This is a genomic window from Cohnella lupini (genome assembly GCF_003386205.1).
GTDB classification, from domain to species: domain Bacteria; phylum Bacillota; class Bacilli; order Paenibacillales; family Paenibacillaceae; genus Cohnella; species Cohnella lupini.
The window spans coordinates 1-17,592 of sequence record NZ_QRDY01000044.1; the positions used below are offsets into that span (position 1 = coordinate 1).

The following is a 17,592-nucleotide window of genomic DNA, read 5'->3' on the forward strand; positions in this document are numbered from 1 at the left end:
GAAGAAGAACATCGGAAAGCCGGATGAGGGAAAACTTCACGTCCGGTTTGATGCAGGGGGAGCTGGAAAAGTAAAAGGAGGGCATACGCCCTCCAATGAAATTTCAGTTCTCTACTCTACTCAGAAAGTATAAAATTATGAACTCTTTATTTTTACTCATCTAGTAACACGATACAAACGGTTATAGCCGTCCAAGGACGGCTGAACCGGTTTACTTGATTGAACACAAGTAACCACAAACTCCACTTTACTGAATAACCCATTCAAACCGGGTTACTTGTCTCTCGCGGTCCCAATTTCGCCGAATAACCCGTCCAAACCGGGTTATTTGTCTCTCGCGGCCCCAACTTCACTGAATAACCCGGTTCAAACCGGGTTATTTGTCTCTCGCGGTCCCAATTTTGCCGAATAACCCGTTCAAACCGGGTTATTTGTCTCTCGCGGCCCTAACTTCGCCGAATAACCCGTCCAGAGATCGCTCGATACAAACGTAACCTTCCGTCCCAAGGACGGCGAAGCCGTTATTCTTGTGCATCAACTCATTTACTGCGCCAAGGAAACAGAAGGTTATGGAAATTCGAGGGCATTTATTTTAACAAAATACGGCATGTATTCTTGAGATGATTTGATGATCAATAGATAAACTGATAGAACTGTCGGAAAACAACTCTTTCAGACAAACAAGTTAAATCGAAAGGAGAGAGTTTAGTTTATTAAAGCTTCATCCGTAAACAAGCCTATCAAGCAATCGGTTTTATTTCATCATGCGCAGTTACATAAAGGGAGTGAGCAGCTTGAGAAGTATGATAAGGAACATTAGAACCAAGAAAATGCCGGCAATGCTGCTGGTACTCGCAACGGCGTTAAACTTGACGACCGTAGGGGGATTGACGGCCAATGCAGCCCCGCCGGGCGACGTAAACGTTCTGAAAAGCGAGAAAATTTCCTCCGGCGTCCACTTTACCTCGGAGGAATACAATAGCTACTATAAACCGAACAATCGAGTAGTCGTTAACCGTCTGGATATTAATCCGGCCGATTCGAATACGAAGATCATCACTGCCAAGGCGTACGATACCATCAGTGCCGTGGAAACGGTCGGCGATCAGGCAAACCGGGAAATTCTGAAAGGCAATCAAGTCATTGCCGGAGTCGACGGCGATTTTTACGATATCGATCCGGCATCCGGAAATCCGCTAGGGTTAATAATGAAGGATGGCGAGCTGATTATCAGCCAGGCACCGGATGAAACGGCCGCCAACTACCGCACTAGCTTCTTTATGGACAATACAAATAAGCCCGGTATTACCCAAGTTCATGCGGAGGGTAAATTTTCGGTCGCGGGAGCCGTCTATGGCGTAAACCTGCTGAACCGAAACCAGGCTGTCAATAACGCTTTGGTTATCCATACGAGCGAAATTACGAAAACGCGCAAAATGACGCATAACTATGCCGCGGACAAAGGTAAATCCGTGTTCGCGTTGATCCGCGTCAACCATTTCGACGGCGGCGTCGACCCGGGGCAAACTTACACGGGTACCGTTGTTAGCGTAACCGATACGGAAGGCTTTGATATTCCGGATGACTCCGTCGTCTTGGAAGGCGTAGGTACATCGAAACCGATCGTCCAGGCGCTTCAGACGAACGCCGAGGTGAGCTTTACTTACGATTTGTATGCGGGTAAAGACGCAGCGAACAAAGATATCATGAACAACAATATCGTGACGTCGATCACCTCTAACGCTTGGCTTGTACGCGACGGCGTAGCGGTGACGACCGGCGATCCGGCCGCTAACGCGCGTACGGCATTAGGCATGAAGGCAGACGGAAGCCTTGTCGTGGTAACCGTAGACAAGCCAGGCTCCAGCTATACGGGTAGCATTGGAACAGGTCTTCCCGATCTTGGAAAATATTTATTGGAAGCGGGAGCCGTCAATGCGCTTAATCTGGACGGCGGCGGTTCAACGGAGATGATCGTTCGCCAGGCAGGCAGCGATCGTCCGGTAACCGTAAGCCATCCTAGCGATGTCAACGGATCGAGACTCGTTTCCAGCTCCTTGCTATTCGTCAGCACGGCGACGAAAGGCGCGACGGTCGGCAATGTGGTCGTCGATAAGAACACTACGCTACTGCAGGGTTCTAAATCCGATTTCTCCATCCGAATAACGGATGAATTCGGCAACCCGATCGACAAAGGCGATCGTCCAGTCAGCTGGGAGACGACAATCGGAGCCATCGACGAGAACGGTCATTTTATCGCGAATACCGGAGCCGGAAGCGGCGAAGTAACCGCGACGGTCGACGGCGTGAAGGGCAGCGCGAAGGTGACGGTAGTGGATTCCGTGGCTACCGTTGCTTTGACGAGTACCAACGTGGTTATGAACAATAACGCGAGTAAGCAGTTTGGATTCGTCGCTACCGATGCAACCGGTAGTGAAGTCTTCATAGACCCATCCGTGGCAACGTGGAGCCTTTCCGGCAACATCGGTACGGTGAGCGAGAGCGGACTGGTCGCTTCCAACGATAGTAACGGAACGGCAACGCTTACGGTAACGGTTGCGGGTAAGACGTTAACGACGCTCGTAACGGTCGGCATTAAAGAGCAAGTGATCGATAATTTCGAGACGTACCCGATCGAAGGTTACCACTTAAGCGGAATCGGCTTTAATAGCGTTTCCCAATATGCGGGAAGCGCAGGAACAAGCCCGTATTTGAGCATCTCGACGGCGGTTAAGCATTCGGGAAGCAAAAGTTTTAAATTCGATTATGACCTCAGCAAGTGGACGAACAAAAATTCGAACGGAACGCTGAACTGGATCCCGCACTGGTATACGGGCACGAAATGGTCTGATACTCTTGCGAATCAAATGCTTTCCACGTATAAGACCGACGTTTATCCGAAAAAATTCGGAATTTGGGTAAACGGGGACGGCAAGTCTCCTTGGTTAAGAGCGATATTCAGAGATTCATCAGGCGGCGCGGATAAAACGCTCGACCTAACAACGGAAACGGACGATATCAACTGGGTTGGTTGGAAGTATCTAGAGGTACCTATCCCTGAAGGCTGGAAGCTGCCGATTACGCTTAACTATTTGTATATGGTTGAGACGACAAAATCGAAGCCGGCCTATTCCGGCACGGTATATTTCGATGATATGAAATATATTTATACGGACGACGTTACGGATACTAGCGGTCCGGAGTTTACCGAGACAAGTCCTTCATCGGATGGCTTGTTCAGCAATACCCTTGATTTCTCGACTACGATTTCCGATAGTCTCTCCGGAGTAGACGAAAGCAAAATTACCGTTAAGGTAAACGGTACGGTTCAACCGTATAATTTCGACAAGAATACGGGTCGTCTGTCCTTTAAATTGGACAACCTGACCGAGGGAGATTACAAAGTATTCGTAGAAGCCTACGATAAAGCCGGCAATCAATCCGTACCTTATATCGACAAAACTTATCATTTGGATTTGACTCCGGACATTACGCCGCCGACGATGACGGACGTTACTCCGAACAAAGACGTCAAAGTGAAGATTCCGACGCCAAGAGTCACGTTCAAGCTTCTCGACGGCAAAAGCCAAGTAGACGCGGACAGCATCTCCGTGAAGATGAATGGCATGGAATTGCCCGTCTACTACGATGCGGCTACAGGCTGGGGATATGCGGAGCCTACGAGCGATTTGGCGAACGGCACGTATGCGTTAAGCATCGACGCCAAAGATAAGGCCGGTAATGCGATGGCAACCTACTCGGATAATTTGACCCTCGAGTCGATCCCGCAACCGAAAGATGGAGATAACTTCAAAATTTCGCTTATTCCGGATACGCAAGGCAACGCGTTTACCGATAAGTTGTTCGCTCAAGTTGCTAAGGACGATACTTCGTTAGTGATGCATATGGGCGATATCGTGGACGACGGCTCGCAGAAGCAATATGATGACGCGTCGAATTTCGTCAACAAGTATTTCGGAGCTCCGGGTTCTAAACCGTTCTTCGTACTTGCGGGTAATCACGAAGCGTTCCAGAACACCTTGGATATCTACTATAAGAAGTTCGGTTCGCCGACGATGCATTTCGACTATGGAGATACGCTGATCATCATGTTGAACTCGGCCTACATCCAAAGTCTTACCTTGTCGGATTCCACGCAGTTCCATTGGTTGGAAGAAGTATTAAAGAAGAATAAGAAGAAAAACGTTATCGTTCTTGACCATGTTATTACGCGCGACGCATTCGGCACCAAGCATGAAATGGATCCGAAGGATGCCGCGAAATACGAGTCTATTCTGAGCGATTATAAGCTCCAGCATCCGGACACGGATATCTACAGCATTTTTGGACATTTGCATTCTCTTCAGAGTTGGGAAGTAGGCGGAGTCAAATACATCATTACGGGTAACGGTGCCGACAAGACGTATCTCCCGCATAGCGATGGAGATTTGCTCGGCACCGGCAAGATGACGGTTACGGGCGGCAAGATGAAGTACACCTTCGACCCTCTCGTAACGAAGGTATACATTCATAACGACGCGGTCATTTCCGGAAAAATGAATGCGGTCATCGGGTCCCAAGTTCAATTGGACTTGTTCGGAGACTTCAGAGAGTATCCCGCCAATTACATGGCTCAGATCAATAATCGCAAGCTGGTTGGAATCGACTGGAAATCGAGCAATAATGACGTTGCTTCGGTCGACGAGAACGGCGTGATTACTTCGAAGGCTGCAGGAACGGCAACGATCACCGCGACTTCAGGCGGAAAGAGCAGTTCCATTACGGTCGAAACCGTCAAACCTGCAGACGTAACACCGGTTAAGCTGGAGTTGCTCGTCGATTCATCGGTTGAAGTCGGCGTTCCTATCGTTCCGACGATTAAAGCAACTAATGCTTACGGAGCGGTGTACGCCCTCGGTATGAAGGACGTTGCCTTCAGCTTCAAGAACGGAATCGTATCCCAGGCCGATAACGGTAGCTTAGTCGCGAATTCCGAAGGCGAAGAAGAAATCACGGTAACGTTCAACGGGTTAAAGGCATCGGCCAAATTGACCGTTTATCCATCGCCAACCGTTAACTTGGCATTGAATAAGCCGACAATGACTTCCGATAATCCGAACAAACCCGGCAGCTTCGCCGTTGACGGCAAAGCGGACACGCGTTGGGAATCGGCTTTCAGCGACCCGCAATTTATTACGGTCGACTTGAAATCGGAATACAGTATTAGCCATGTTCGTTTGAACTGGGAAAATGCGGCCGGCAAGAACTACGACGTTCAAGTGTCTACGGACGGAATAGCTTGGAATACCGTATACGCGACAACTCAAGGTCACGAGGGAATTGACGACATTAAGTTCCCGGACGTGAACGCAAGATACGTGAAAGTAAACGGAACGGTCCGCACGACGAAGTACGGCTATTCGCTTTATGAGTTTGAAGTATTCGGATCGCCTTCGGATCATATGGACCCGCCGGAATTGATCGCGGATACGACGGCGAACCAAGCCGGTCAACCGATCGACATCGCATTCGAAGACGATGCGGCATGGAGAAACGCGATTAGCGCCGTGAAAGTGAACGGAACGGCATTAAGCTCGTCGCAATATGTCGTTACGAACGGCAAGATCGCTTTGAACGCTTCCTTGTTCCCCGAGGTAGGCAACTACCTCGTTACGATCGAGGCTAAGGGATATATGGATGCCGTCGTCATGCAACTCATGGTCACGAACTCGACGGTAAACCTCGCGTTCAAAAAGCCGACGACAACTTCCGCGAATCCGTTGCAAGACGGCAATAAAGCGGTAGACGGAGTCAAGGATACAAGATGGGAATCGGCTTTCAGCGACCCGCAGTTTATCACTGTTGATCTGGGCGCGGAGAATACGATAAGCCGCGTACTTCTCAACTGGGAGAATGCGGCAGGCAAGAGCTACACGGTTCAAGTATCCACCGACGGAACGACATGGAATACCGTCTACGCGACGACTACGGGCAAACCGGGCATCAATGACATTACGTTCGCTCCGGTAAGCGCAAGATACGTCAAGATGAACGGTACGGCGCGGACAACGTCTTACGGGTATTCCTTGTATGAGTTCGAAGTATACGGGAACCCTTCGGGCGTGCCGGAAGTGCCGAATCCCGTGAATCTTGCGATCGGTAAATCGACTTCATCTTCGCCGAACTATCATCGCTCCGCGGATGATGCGGTGGACGGAAGATTCGATCGCCGTTGGGAGTCCGATCATGCGGACAACCAATGGATGAGCGTCGACCTTGGCGCCCCTACGACGATCAATCGCGTCGCGCTTTATTGGGAGAACGCTTATGGCAAAGCTTACACGATCGACGTATCGGAAGACGGACAAACTTGGACGACGGTATATTCGACCGATTCAGGCGATGGCGACTCGGACGAGATAGCCTTCGCCCCGGTAACGGCGAGATTCGTAAAAATGAACGGCTTGAAGCGCGGAACTCCGTACGGCTTCTCCCTCTGGGAGTTCGAAGTGTACGGCAGCCCGGCCGCTCCGTCGATCTAACCGGCTCTGACAGCCGATTCGACGCAAGGACCGGGAGCATCTATAAAGGTGCTCTCGGTTTTTTTGCTGTTGTGCGAAGGATTTCCCTTGTAGGCGCTCTGATTTAAGGCAGCGTCTTGCCAAAAGTCGTAGGCTGCCTTTAATATCGAACATTAAAGTGAATTTATAAGCTTTTAATTTGAATCGGGCCAAATTACTTGTTGTTTCAGCCAAAAACCTTATCTAATTGCATTAATGTAATATATTTAATGTATACCATCTCCAATTTAGAAGGGAGCCAATTATGAAGATCAAAGAGAAGCATAAGCTCAGACAGCCGACGGGGCTGCACATAGTAGGGTGCTCGACGACATTCGTTTATGAGTACGTTGATCAGGAAGAAATTGACGCGGAGAAACGAATGGTTCCCTGTCTGTGCTTTTATCCCGCTAAGGGTATGGGAGCAGGGAGAATCAAAGGCTACGTCAACGAGAGCATCCATCCGGGAACCGGCGGTATCGAAACGAATTCCTATCTGGAAGCTCCCATTGCCGACGGCAAGTTTCCGCTTCTGCTATACAGTCATGGATTCAGCCTCTTCAACGAGGCGAACACGGTTCAGTGCGAGGAGCTTGCTTCGCAGGGCTATATCGTACTCTGCATAGGTCATCAGGGAGGCGGATCTTACGAGCTGGCGAATGGCGATATCATGCGGCTGGACATGGAGAAGATGATGAAGGATTTTCAGGAGGACGCGAAGGGCATGGAATTGTTTATCGGTTATTCAGCGTGGCTAACCGGAGAGGGCAAAACGGCAAGCTTCGAGGAGCATCGCGATTACTACGCCAGAATGATCGAAGGCCAGCCCGGGTTTACGGCTCATAGCGAAGTATGGATGAAGGATAATCTCGAAGCTCTTGACCGATTTTTGAAAGAAGCCGAGCGGGAAGGGACGTTCTTTGATAGTCGAGTAGATAAAGAAAGAATCGGCGCTTTCGGGATGTCTTACGGGGGTTCTACGGCGTTAAGCCTGACTCGCGTATCCGATCTCGTTAAAGCCGGCGCCAATCTGGATGGCTTCTATTACGATCCCGACTGGCAGAAGCCGTTAACCAAGCCGGTTCTGATGATGGAGAACGACGAAGGAAACTTTCTGACTTTTCCTTTCATGAATGCCGAAGGAGACGCTTATCTGGCTACGTTCAATGACAGCACCCATGCGAACTTCGCCGATTATAACGAAATCTTGGCCGAGAACTATATCGCCAAAGGCGTCATCGATGGGAAGGAAGTCGAGCGAGCGATGCTTGGGAAGATTGATCCGGATGAAATGGAAAGCATCTTGAACGCGTTGCTCGTCGACTTCTTCGATAAGTATCTGAAGGATGCGGCTGCTCGAATCATAGACGCGGATCATGTGCACGAAGAAGTAAGATGGGCTAGAAAATAATAGGTTACTTGAGAGAAGAGGCTGTCCGATCACCGGACGGCCTTTTTTTCGAGCAGAGGCTGGCAGAACAGCCCACGGCCGAAATAACCGTTCCACGCACGGCTATTTCGCGTAAAGAACCGCCCGCGGCCGAAATAACCGTTCCACGCACGGCTATTTCGCGGAAAGAACCGCCCACGGCCGAAATAACCGTTCCACGCACGGCTATTTCGCATAAAGAACCGCCCACGGCCGAAATAATCGTTCCACACACGGCTATTTTGCGTAAAGAACCGCCCGCGGTCGAAATAACCGTTCCACGCACGGCTATTTCGCGTAAAGAACCGCCCGCGGCCGAAATAACCGTTCCACTCACGGCTATTTCGCGTAAAGAACCGCCCGCGGCCGAAATAACCGTTCCACGCACGGCTATTTCGCGATTTGTTGTCCTGGAACAACCCGTTAACGACCGAACAGCTCACCGACTCCGCTCACTATATTAGGTTGTCTTTGCTCTCTCCAAAGCGTGGATACGGAATTATGAGTATATCGAAGAACTTACCGAAGGCGATTTTACGATGGGGCCAGCGGAACAATCAGTCAATGTTGGCAATCTCCCACTTACCGTCCTTATTCTTAAGCGAAGTGAAGGTATAACTCGATTGCTTCACAATGCCGTCTTCCAAATACTCGAATTGAATATTCAAGTTTTTTCGTCCGGTCGTCTCGTCATAAGGCTCAATAGTAACAAGCTTAGTAAATCGATACTGTCTTTCCGTATCGATAACGAAACCGAGATAGTCGTAGGCGGCTGGCGTAAGCGTGGATTTGAAGGCGGCTACATTCTTAGAGGCAATCGATTCCACGTTTTTCTTCACCAGTTGAATGACGGCTTCCTCATCCTCGTCGATCCCTTCGGGAAAATCGATTTCCACCCCCGGTTGGAACTCCCTCGGATCGGCAACGAACCTCATCGACGAGACGATGTCGAGGAACATCGGCAACGTCGTCTCCTTCTCCTCCTCGAAATAATGAAGCCGGATGACGAGCTTGTGACCTCTATCGTTGAATCGGAAGAAATCGTAGTAGCTGCCGAGTTCGGTTTTATCCGTACCGGCGTATTCTTCGTACTGGGTCAACGAAGCGTTCGTATAGTTGAAGGTAAACGGTACCTTATCTTCGTCGAACAAAGAAAATAAGCGCCGCTGGTTATCCATCCCCCACTCGGTTCCATCCACTAGCACGTATTCTTCCATCGTATCGAAAATATAAAATCCGTATGGCAGGTTTGGATCTTTTTTGAAGCTGGCCGACTCGCCTGTGTCTCCTATTGCGTCCATATGCTCATCGCCTTCGTAATAGTAAATTTCATCGGGAAGAAGAGAGACTTTGTCGGGCACGGATTCGGGTTCGGGTATAGGAACAGGCACAGGCGTGAGTTCGGGCTCAGGTAGTTCCTCGGCTCGTTCATCCTCCGAAATATCGGAAGGCAACGGAGTCATGGCCGTCGTCGATGTATTCGTTGTCGTTGGGTTGTTCGATTCGGATACGCAGGCGGTTAGAAACTGAAGGAATAGAAGAGACAGCAGTAGCGTTGGAGTTATCTTCTTAATCATGAGCGCATTCACCTCAACTAATAAACGTGGCATTCAGTCAAAAGTTTCCAGCGCGGCCGGGAAATTAACATAGAAATAACACGAGGATAATTTCCGCATTAAAAAACCGGTTTAATATTGAAATTGTACAAAGTAATCGCAAATAAAGTCAGAAAGGCAAGAAACGGGGTGGAATAACGCGAAATCCCATATTTTTGCAGAAATTTTAACAAAACCGGTTTAACGATAGAAGAGAGGATTTACATCCAATGACCACAATCGCTGATGTAGCAAAAGCAACCGGAGTGTCTAAAGGTACGGTATCGAGCGTGTTCAGCAAGAAACGGCCGATCAGCAAAGAAGTGACGGAACGAGTCTTGGAAGCCGCTAGAGCTCTCAACTATAAGCCTAATTATTGGGCTAGGAGCTTGGCTAATAAGTCCACCCGCATCTTAGGGCTCAACATTCCCGGCGAGAAGTTCAAATTCAGTCAATTTCATCTATCGTTAATGAACGGGGTGCTGCGCGTTTGTTACGATCACGGGTACAGGCTGTTGGTTAACACCCTTCCGCAGACTTTTTTAGACAGGGTGGAAAATATATCATCGGACCCGGTAGACGGGGAAATCATACTTGATCCCGAAGCGGACGACTTAAGAATAGAAGATCGACTTAACAGAGAAGTCCCTATCGTTCTGGTAGGCAGACCGTCGAAGGCATACGACAACAGAGTGTCTTATGTCGATAACGACAACGTCGGAATGACGGGGCAAATTACCCGTTACTTGCTGGAGCTTGGCCATCGGAATTTCTTGTTTCTGAACGCGCCGAAACACCGGACGGTTGCGAGCGATCGCGAACTTGGGTTTCTAACGGCTTGTCAGGAATTCGGCATGGAGCAAACTTCGCATCAAATCGTTCATAAACCGGACACGATCAACTCGTCGCTTGATTTCGGATATGAAACGACGCTGGCGACGCTAAGGAAAATGCCGGAGATTTCGGCCATTATTGCCGATTCCGACACGATGGCGCTTGGAGCGTACAAGGCTGCTCAGAAGTTAGGTATCCAGATACCGGAACAGCTATCGGTCTTCGCGTTTAGCGACGATTCGGTATTCTCGCCGGAGTTCACGCCTCCGCTAACGGGGGTCAGGCTTAATGCCGAACAGCTCGGAATAGAGGCGGCGACCATCCTGATCGAACAATTAAAGAAAGAAGCCAAAACAATCAACCGGACAATCGTTCCTACGGAAATGATTATTCGCAGCTCGTGCGCACATAGGAACATAGAAATGGGAGGTAATCATTCGTGAAACCTAAATTTATTGCAGCAGCTTCCGTTCTTGTAGCCGGAACTATGCTCTTTACGGCCTGTGGCAACTCTACTAACTCTAACGGATCCAACGCATCGAATACATCATCTTCCCCTTCTTCGGACGGCGCTTCATCGGAATCGGCGAGCGCTTCTCCAGCAGGAACGAAGCTGCGAATCTTGGCGGGCAACGTAGGCGGTAAAACGCCCGAAGAGAACGAATTGTTCGCTAAAGAAATTACCAAGCATACCGGATTCGACACGACCCTTGAGAAGCCGGCGAGCGATTACGATCAGAAAGTGCTTACGGCGCTAAGCTCAGGAGAAAAGTACGATCTCATCGAAATCAGCGATATTGCCACCTTAAACGAGTTTATCAAGCAAGGTGTCGTATCCGACGTAACGGATTTCGTCACTTCCTCTAGTGTGCTGTCCGATCCGGCCGTCATTCCGACTTCGGAGTGGGAGCAACTTAAGGATGCGGACGGGAAAATACACGGAGTGTTCTCCAAGTTCCAAGGCGCGACGATGCCGACCGTGCGGAAAGATTGGCTGGACAAGCTTAACCTCAAGGAGCCGACGACGCTCGATGAATTATACAACGTGCTGAAGGCGTTCAAGGAGCAAGATCCGGACGGCAACGGGAAGCCGGATACTTATGGGCTCACGACCGCCGGACTGTACGATATTCAAGGAATCATGAGCGCGGCGGGGCTGAAAGCCAGGTATGTCGTGAAAGACGGGAAAAGGACGATTCCTTATGCTTCCGATGCCGCGATCCCGATGTACGAATGGTTCGCTAAGCTGAGTAAGGAAGGGATTCTGGATCCTAACTTCATTACGAACGACGGCGCCAAAATGCGAAATCTATTTTTGACCGACCGCGTAGGCATGATCACGTATTGGGATGCTTGGGTGGGAATGTTAAACGACTTAAGAAAGCAAGAAGATCCGAATACGACTTTCCGGGCGGCCGGTATTCCAAGCATTCCTGGCCCTGATGGAACGATTCTCATGCGCCGCGGAGATCCGGACTTCTGGATCATTCCGACGAACGCCGAGCATCCGGATGCGGCTAAGAAGTTCTTGGAATTCTGGAACACCAAAGAAGGAATCACGCTGGGAAGTCTAGGCGTAGAAGGCGAAGACTATACGCTGAGCAACGGTACCTATACGCTCACCGAGGAAGGCAAATCGCACAATAGGGACCATGGCGTTCCTTACTGGTACAATTCGACGGTTAAACCGGCGTTCGAGAAGTCTCCCGGCATTCAAGAGGCCCAGGACTTGGCCACGAAATACGCCACTCTCGAGGTAGCGTTGCCGGGTTGGAAAGATGCGGAGAAAATCGTGACGAACTACGCCTTAAAGGCGATGTCCGGTCAAATGCCGGCTAAGGATGCGGTAGCCGCCATGCAGAAGGAACTGAAAGCCGCCAACCTGATTGACGAATAACCCCGATGAAGCGGACGGAAAGCAGGCGGGGAACGCGATTCCTCGTCTGCTTTCTATCTACCCGCTTTAACGGACTTCTCAAGCGGATAGGAAGTGGATGGAATTGAAGTCAATAAAGAAACATTACATGCTCTATATCATGATGGTACCGATCGTCGGTTACTTTCTTCTATTTGCTTATTACCCGCTTGCCAAAGGGCTTCAAATCAGTCTGCAAGACTACAAGCTAATGGGAGACCGTCCATATATCGGATTGACCAATTATGAGACCGTATTACACGATCCTTTCTTCTGGCAATCGCTTCGGAATACGGTGTTTATCGGGATCGGTATTTTATTGTTCGGTTTTTTCGCTCCTCTCGTCGTGGCCTTATCTTTGAATGAAGTATTCAAAAGCTGGTTTAAGAAAATGGCGCAGCTTGTCCTGTACATTCCCCATCTGCTGTCTTGGGTTGTCGTCGGAGGAATGTGGATCTTCTTCCTATCGCCCGATAGCGGACTTGTTAATTTGCTATTGAAAGAGATCGGGATCGCTCCCATCCACTTTATGGCCGACGAGGCTTGGGGAAGATGGGTCATGATCGGTTCCGCCACTTGGAAGGATATGGGCTACAACTGCATTTTATTTTTAGCCGGGATTGTCTCCATTAACCCTTCTCTCTACGAGGCGGCGCGAATGGACGGGGCGTCCCGCTGGCAGCAGGCTCGGTATGTTACGATTCCGCAGCTCATGAACACGATGAAAGTCATCTTTCTGCTCAACACGCTTGGAATATTTCGTATCTTCGATCAAATATTCGTTATGAGTAATACGGCTATAGCCAACAAGGTCGACGTGCTCATGATGTATACGTTCAGCAAGGGAATCTTGGAAATTCGCATCGGACAAGCGGCCGCGGCAAGCTTCTTCGTTATCGTGTTTACTCTTCTATTGACGCTAATGACTAGAAAATTGACTCGGTTTGACGAGGTGTGAACGCTATGAATATCGAACGTTACGATCGGTTAGGTTGGAAAAACAAGCTGTTCGATTCCGTGAATATCGTATTTCTGTTGCTATTGATGCTGACGATGATTATCCCGTTCGCCAACGTCCTAGCGCTGGCTTGCTCGTCGGGGTTCGCTTCGATGCAGCCGGATATCATTTTGTTCCCGAAGGATTTCAGCGTGGAAGGGTTCACGATCGTTTGGAATAGCTTGAACATATGGCAGCCGTTCCTGAACAGCGTCATCGTGACCGTAATCGGAACCGTGCTGCATGTAATGCTTGCCTGCATAGGGGGGTATGTTCTTATTCATCCTCACGTGCCGGGGAAGAAAATCATGATTTCTTTTATCCTCGTTACGATGATGATTCCGCAGGATGCGGTGATGATTCCCTTATATGTCGTAAATAAGGATCTGCATCTGATCAATACGCTGAGCTCTCTTGTCATATCGGGGCTTGTATCGGGATTCTCGATATTGCTGATGCGCAATTTTTTCATGGTCGTCCCCTACGAAATGGCTGAATCCGCCCAGATCGACGGTGCGGGAGACTTGCGCATCTTCTCGACCATGTACATGAGGCTTGCCACTTCGGGGTTGGCGACGATTACGTTATTTGAATTAGTGAGCCGTTGGAACATGCTGACCGCGGCCATTCTGTATATTAACGACAGCAAGAAGTACACGTTGCAGGTCGCTCTTAAAGCGATGATTCTCGATACGAGCAGTACTTCCAGCAATTATCTGGTGACGACGAACGTGCGGATGGCCGGCATTCTCATTACGATAATCCCGCTGCTGGCGGTGTACCCTTTCGTGCAAAGGTACTTCATGAAGGGCATTATGCTAGGAGCAAATAAAGAATAGAGCGAGGGATGCTTATGTCTTTTTCATCTACTCAGGTTCATTATATCTCCCAAGAAGCCGAGAAAACGTACTTGGAGATCCCTTTCAAGGTCGAAGGTTCGGTGGAACGGATTGAAATAAGCTATCAGTACGAACGATCGGACGGTAAAACAGTCATTGATATCGGCTTAAGATCGCCGGAGAGAATCGTCGGATGGAGCGGGGGAGCGAGGCAATCGTTCTTCGTTGGATTGGAAAAGGCTACCCCGGGTTACTTGGCAGGCGCTATACCGGAAGGGAACTGGGCCATTCTACTGGGAGCATACCGCATAGCGGAAGAGGGAGTCTCTGTGCAGGTGGAGATCAAGCATATCTACATGCATCCGCGCTGGTTAAAAGGCGACTTGCACCTGCACAGCGTGCATAGCGACGGTTCTTATTCGATTGCCGAATCGATTCGGATAAGCAAGGAGAAAGGGCTGGACTTCATAGCCCTGACGGATCACAACAATGCGTCGCAGAACAAGTCGACATTAGCTTCAGACGACGAGATCCTACTCATTCCAGGAGTAGAGTTGACTAATTATAAGGGGCACGCGAACCTTCTCGGTCATCCCGACGCGCTTGTGGATTTCCGCGTGATGACCGCCGAGCAAGCATCCTCGGAGCTGCGGCAAGCGGCCGATAAAGGAGCTTTCGTGTCGTTGAACCACCCGTTCTGCGACGACTGTCCTTGGGAGTTCGGATTCGATGTTCCCTTTGATGCCGTTGAGGTATGGAACGGACCTTGGCGTCCGATTAACGAGAGGGCCGTTCATTGGTGGCAGGAGCAGCTATCCGCGGGGAAAAGAATCGTCGCGATCGGCGGAAGCGACACGCACAGCCCTCATCCTTATGTGGTGCACGGCAGACCAACCGCATATGTAAAATCGGAAAGCGAATCGACCGGGGGCATATTGGCAGGCATGAGAAGAGGACGCGTCGTGCTTTCTTCCGGCCCGGAGGAAACGTTTGTCGATCTTGCCATCGACAAAGCGGGAGTCGGGGATGAGTGGATCGTCGCCGGCGGGCAAGAGGAGCTGGAGCTGAAAGTAGAGGTAAGCAGGGCCAAGGGCGACCGGCTGATTCTGTGGTCCGACCAAGGCGTCGAGCGGGAATGGAAAGCGGAAGGCAATGACGAGTTTAAGTTTACGCTTCCGTCCGATCGGTTGTTTTACCGGGTGGAGTCCTATCGTTATTCGCAAGATTACGAGATGGAGATCGCGACTTGTTTAACCAATCCGATTTACTTACGCCGGGCGGTGCCTTCGGACTTATAGAGTAACGCAGGACCTGTTAATGGGTTCCTGCGTTTTTTCTTTTATTCAACTTTCATCTATTGTTAATGTTTGCAAGTTAAGGGAATATAAAATAAAATAACTAGAATATAAAACCAGGTGGTGCTAAAATGTCCAAAAATAGAGGCGTTGTCGTACTTGTTTCGAGTATTCTACTAGGATTGCTAATTATGCTCTCGCCTAACATGATTACTGGATCTTCATACGACGCCATACACGTCATAGGAAATCTCTTGGTGGCTGAATTTATTGTTAGAACAACGGTTATCGTGATTGGATTAATCGTAATATATGATGGTATTAAGCACTATTCTACTAGAGTGAAGTAAATATGGATGGCGACTATTGATAGAATTGCTAATTCTTCGCTTCGGACTTGGTTCTTCTACACTAATAAAAGGAATGATATATATGTCAGACCTAAAGAGCGTTCCCAATGTAAAAATAGAAACCTGGTCCGATACCGATCTTGATTTATTGCGTCTTATCAATTCTCCCGAGATGACGGAGCACCTTGGCGGTCCGGAGACCGAGGAGCAGATCCTGTCCCGCCACAAGCGGTATCTAGACATCGAAGGGCGGGGGACGGGTCGAATGTTTCGCATTGTTACGCTTCCGGAGCAAGAATCAGTCGGCAGCGTAGGATACTGGGATAGAAAGTGGAAGGAAGAAACCGTTTATGAGACCGGTTGGAGCATCGTGCCGCCATACCAGGGCAGGGGCTTGGCTACCGCAGGCGTCGCCGAAGCTATCGCCAGTGCTGCTAGGGAACATAAGCATAGATATATTCATGCATTCCCGTCGATTGATAACCCGGCGTCGAACGCGGTTTGCCGGAAGCTTAACTTTACTCTGATGGGTCAGTGCGAGTTCGAATATCCGCCGGGGAACATGATGCAGTGCAACGATTGGCGGTTAGATCTAGATACGATAACGAAACGCTCCTAGGGAGAGGATGAGCCCCGTGCACCATTCCACGATATCCGAGCGTACACTCGGTTGGGTTATAGATAGCGTACACCCGGAAGCAACCGTTCTCTCGGTACGCCAGCTTAAGGGAGGAGTTTCTTCGCTTATTCATGCCGTATCTCTTAACGTAAAAGGAATCCGGCAAGACTACGTACTGCGAATGTTCGACAATGCGGAGTGGGTGCAGCGGGAGCCTGATTTGGCTTTGCATGAAGCGGAAAGTCTCCGCCGGGCTTCTCGAACTAGTGGAGTGGGGATTCCGGATATCGTAGCTTACGACGAAACCGGAAGTCTTAGCGGAATGCCGGCCGTGCTGATGACGCGGCTGGAAGGCGAGGTCGTGCTACAACCGGGCGAGGTTGCTCCATGGTTAAACGGCATGGCTCGGGCGCTTGTCCGGATTCATGAATCGGAAGCCGGCGAGATTCCGTGGACGTTCGCTCCCTATAGCGATGCCTCGTCCTTGGACACGTCTTCTTGGTCGCAATTCCCCGACAAGTGGAGACTCGCTGCCGATATCGTTACGAGTCGAAAGCCTGCTTTCGCGAGGCGGTTCATCCATCGGGACTATCACCCCGCGAATATAATGTGGTCCGAAGGCAAAGTGAGCGGAATCGTGGACTGGGTCAACGGGTGCGTCGGACCGGCGGGCATCGATGTCGGCCATTGCCGGGTTAACTTGGCCCAATTGCACGATGTCGGAACCGCGGATGAATTCTTATCCGCTTATCGGAAGTATGCGGGAGCTTCGTTTGAGTACGATCCGTATTGGGATCTTGTCACCTTGCTCGACTTCTCTGACGGGGAGCCGGAAGTCTATCGGGGATGGACGGATCTGGGAGTGACCGGGTTGACGACGGAATTGGTGATAGAGCGACTGGATAGCTACTTGGTTAGTTTGCTGGATCGGATTTCAGGCGGCATTTAGTGGAAATAACAAGGAAAGCTAGCTAACTCCGCCCGGTGAAGCCGCCGCTCAGCCGGATCGAGCGGAAATAGTAACGAAATCGGACTAATTCCGCCCTCCTCAGCCGGATCAAGCGGAGATTATACGAAAATGGAGTACCTCAAAAAAGCAAAAAAAATGCCCGCCACCCCGTTTTTGAACTTGACGTTTTTTAAAAGCTTACGACGTTCC

General features: G+C 49.9%; 11 protein-coding genes. 9 read left to right on the top strand and 2 right to left on the bottom strand.

Annotated features, from left to right (window positions below; genetic code table 11):
* The first annotated feature begins 803 nt into the window (after window positions 1-803).
* Window positions 804-6,542, top strand: coding sequence for a galactose-binding domain-containing protein (locus DFP95_RS28130; RefSeq protein WP_245988042.1), 5,739 nt, complete (start codon window positions 804-806; stop codon window positions 6,540-6,542).
* A gap of 283 nt (window positions 6,543-6,825) precedes the next feature.
* Complete coding sequence (locus DFP95_RS28135; protein ID WP_115996004.1) at window positions 6,826-7,971, top strand: alpha/beta hydrolase; 1,146 nt, start codon at window positions 6,826-6,828, stop codon at window positions 7,969-7,971.
* Window positions 7,972-7,975: 4 nt separating this feature from the next.
* On the opposite strand, the gene DFP95_RS28740 is transcribed toward DFP95_RS28135, so the two are convergent.
* Both DFP95_RS28740 and DFP95_RS28140 read right to left on the bottom strand, forming a co-directional pair.
* Window positions 7,976-8,326, bottom strand: a complete 351-nt coding sequence (locus DFP95_RS28740; RefSeq protein ID WP_147304240.1) for a hypothetical protein — start codon at window positions 8,324-8,326, stop codon at window positions 7,976-7,978.
* A 220-nt stretch (window positions 8,327-8,546) separates the two neighbouring features.
* A complete protein-coding gene (locus DFP95_RS28140; RefSeq protein ID WP_115996005.1) occupies window positions 8,547-9,566 on the bottom strand; it encodes a hypothetical protein in 1,020 nt (339 codons plus the stop codon).
* Window positions 9,567-9,814: 248 nt separating this feature from the next.
* Between DFP95_RS28140 and DFP95_RS28145 the strand changes: the two genes are divergently transcribed.
* The 7 genes from DFP95_RS28145 to DFP95_RS28180 all read left to right on the top strand — a co-directional run bounded on the left by DFP95_RS28145 (window position 9,815) and on the right by DFP95_RS28180 (window position 17,382).
* Window positions 9,815-10,861: a LacI family DNA-binding transcriptional regulator gene (locus tag DFP95_RS28145; RefSeq protein WP_115996006.1), complete on the top strand. Its 1,047-nt coding sequence runs from the start codon at window positions 9,815-9,817 to the stop codon at window positions 10,859-10,861.
* Window positions 10,858-12,315: an extracellular solute-binding protein gene (locus tag DFP95_RS28150; RefSeq protein WP_245988036.1), complete on the top strand. Its 1,458-nt coding sequence runs from the start codon at window positions 10,858-10,860 to the stop codon at window positions 12,313-12,315. Before DFP95_RS28145 ends, DFP95_RS28150 begins: the two co-directional genes overlap by 4 nt.
* 97 nt (window positions 12,316-12,412) lie before the next feature.
* Window positions 12,413-13,291: an ABC transporter permease subunit gene (locus tag DFP95_RS28155; RefSeq protein ID WP_245988038.1), complete on the top strand. Its 879-nt coding sequence runs from the start codon at window positions 12,413-12,415 to the stop codon at window positions 13,289-13,291.
* Window positions 13,292-13,296: 5 nt separating this feature from the next.
* The gene (locus DFP95_RS28160; RefSeq protein WP_115996007.1) at window positions 13,297-14,169 is read left to right on the top strand and encodes a carbohydrate ABC transporter permease; all 873 of its coding nucleotides are present in this window, start codon (window positions 13,297-13,299) and stop codon (window positions 14,167-14,169) included.
* 14 nt (window positions 14,170-14,183) lie between these two features.
* A complete protein-coding gene (locus DFP95_RS28165; RefSeq protein WP_115996008.1) occupies window positions 14,184-15,467 on the top strand; it encodes a CehA/McbA family metallohydrolase in 1,284 nt (427 codons plus the stop codon).
* A 429-nt stretch (window positions 15,468-15,896) separates the two neighbouring features.
* Window positions 15,897-16,433: a GNAT family N-acetyltransferase gene (locus tag DFP95_RS28175; protein WP_115996010.1), complete on the top strand. Its 537-nt coding sequence runs from the start codon at window positions 15,897-15,899 to the stop codon at window positions 16,431-16,433.
* Between the two features lie 7 nt (window positions 16,434-16,440).
* Entirely contained in the window at window positions 16,441-17,382 is a 942-nt protein-coding gene (locus tag DFP95_RS28180; RefSeq protein ID WP_245988040.1) for a phosphotransferase family protein, read from the top strand.
* Window positions 17,383-17,592: the final 210 nt, after the last annotated feature.

Coding starts and splice junctions, on each gene's coding strand:
- DFP95_RS28130 (WP_245988042.1), top strand. CDS start 804: ATGATAAGGAACATTAGAACCAAGAAAATGCCGGCAATGCTGCTGGTA.
- DFP95_RS28135 (WP_115996004.1), top strand. CDS start 6,826: ATGAAGATCAAAGAGAAGCATAAGCTCAGACAGCCGACGGGGCTGCAC.
- DFP95_RS28140 (WP_115996005.1), bottom strand. CDS start 9,566: ATGATTAAGAAGATAACTCCAACGCTACTGCTGTCTCTTCTATTCCTT.
- DFP95_RS28145 (WP_115996006.1), top strand. CDS start 9,815: ATGACCACAATCGCTGATGTAGCAAAAGCAACCGGAGTGTCTAAAGGT.
- DFP95_RS28155 (WP_245988038.1), top strand. CDS start 12,413: ATGGAATTGAAGTCAATAAAGAAACATTACATGCTCTATATCATGATG.
- DFP95_RS28160 (WP_115996007.1), top strand. CDS start 13,297: ATGAATATCGAACGTTACGATCGGTTAGGTTGGAAAAACAAGCTGTTC.
- DFP95_RS28165 (WP_115996008.1), top strand. CDS start 14,184: ATGTCTTTTTCATCTACTCAGGTTCATTATATCTCCCAAGAAGCCGAG.
- DFP95_RS28175 (WP_115996010.1), top strand. CDS start 15,897: ATGTCAGACCTAAAGAGCGTTCCCAATGTAAAAATAGAAACCTGGTCC.
- DFP95_RS28180 (WP_245988040.1), top strand. CDS start 16,441: ATGAGCCCCGTGCACCATTCCACGATATCCGAGCGTACACTCGGTTGG.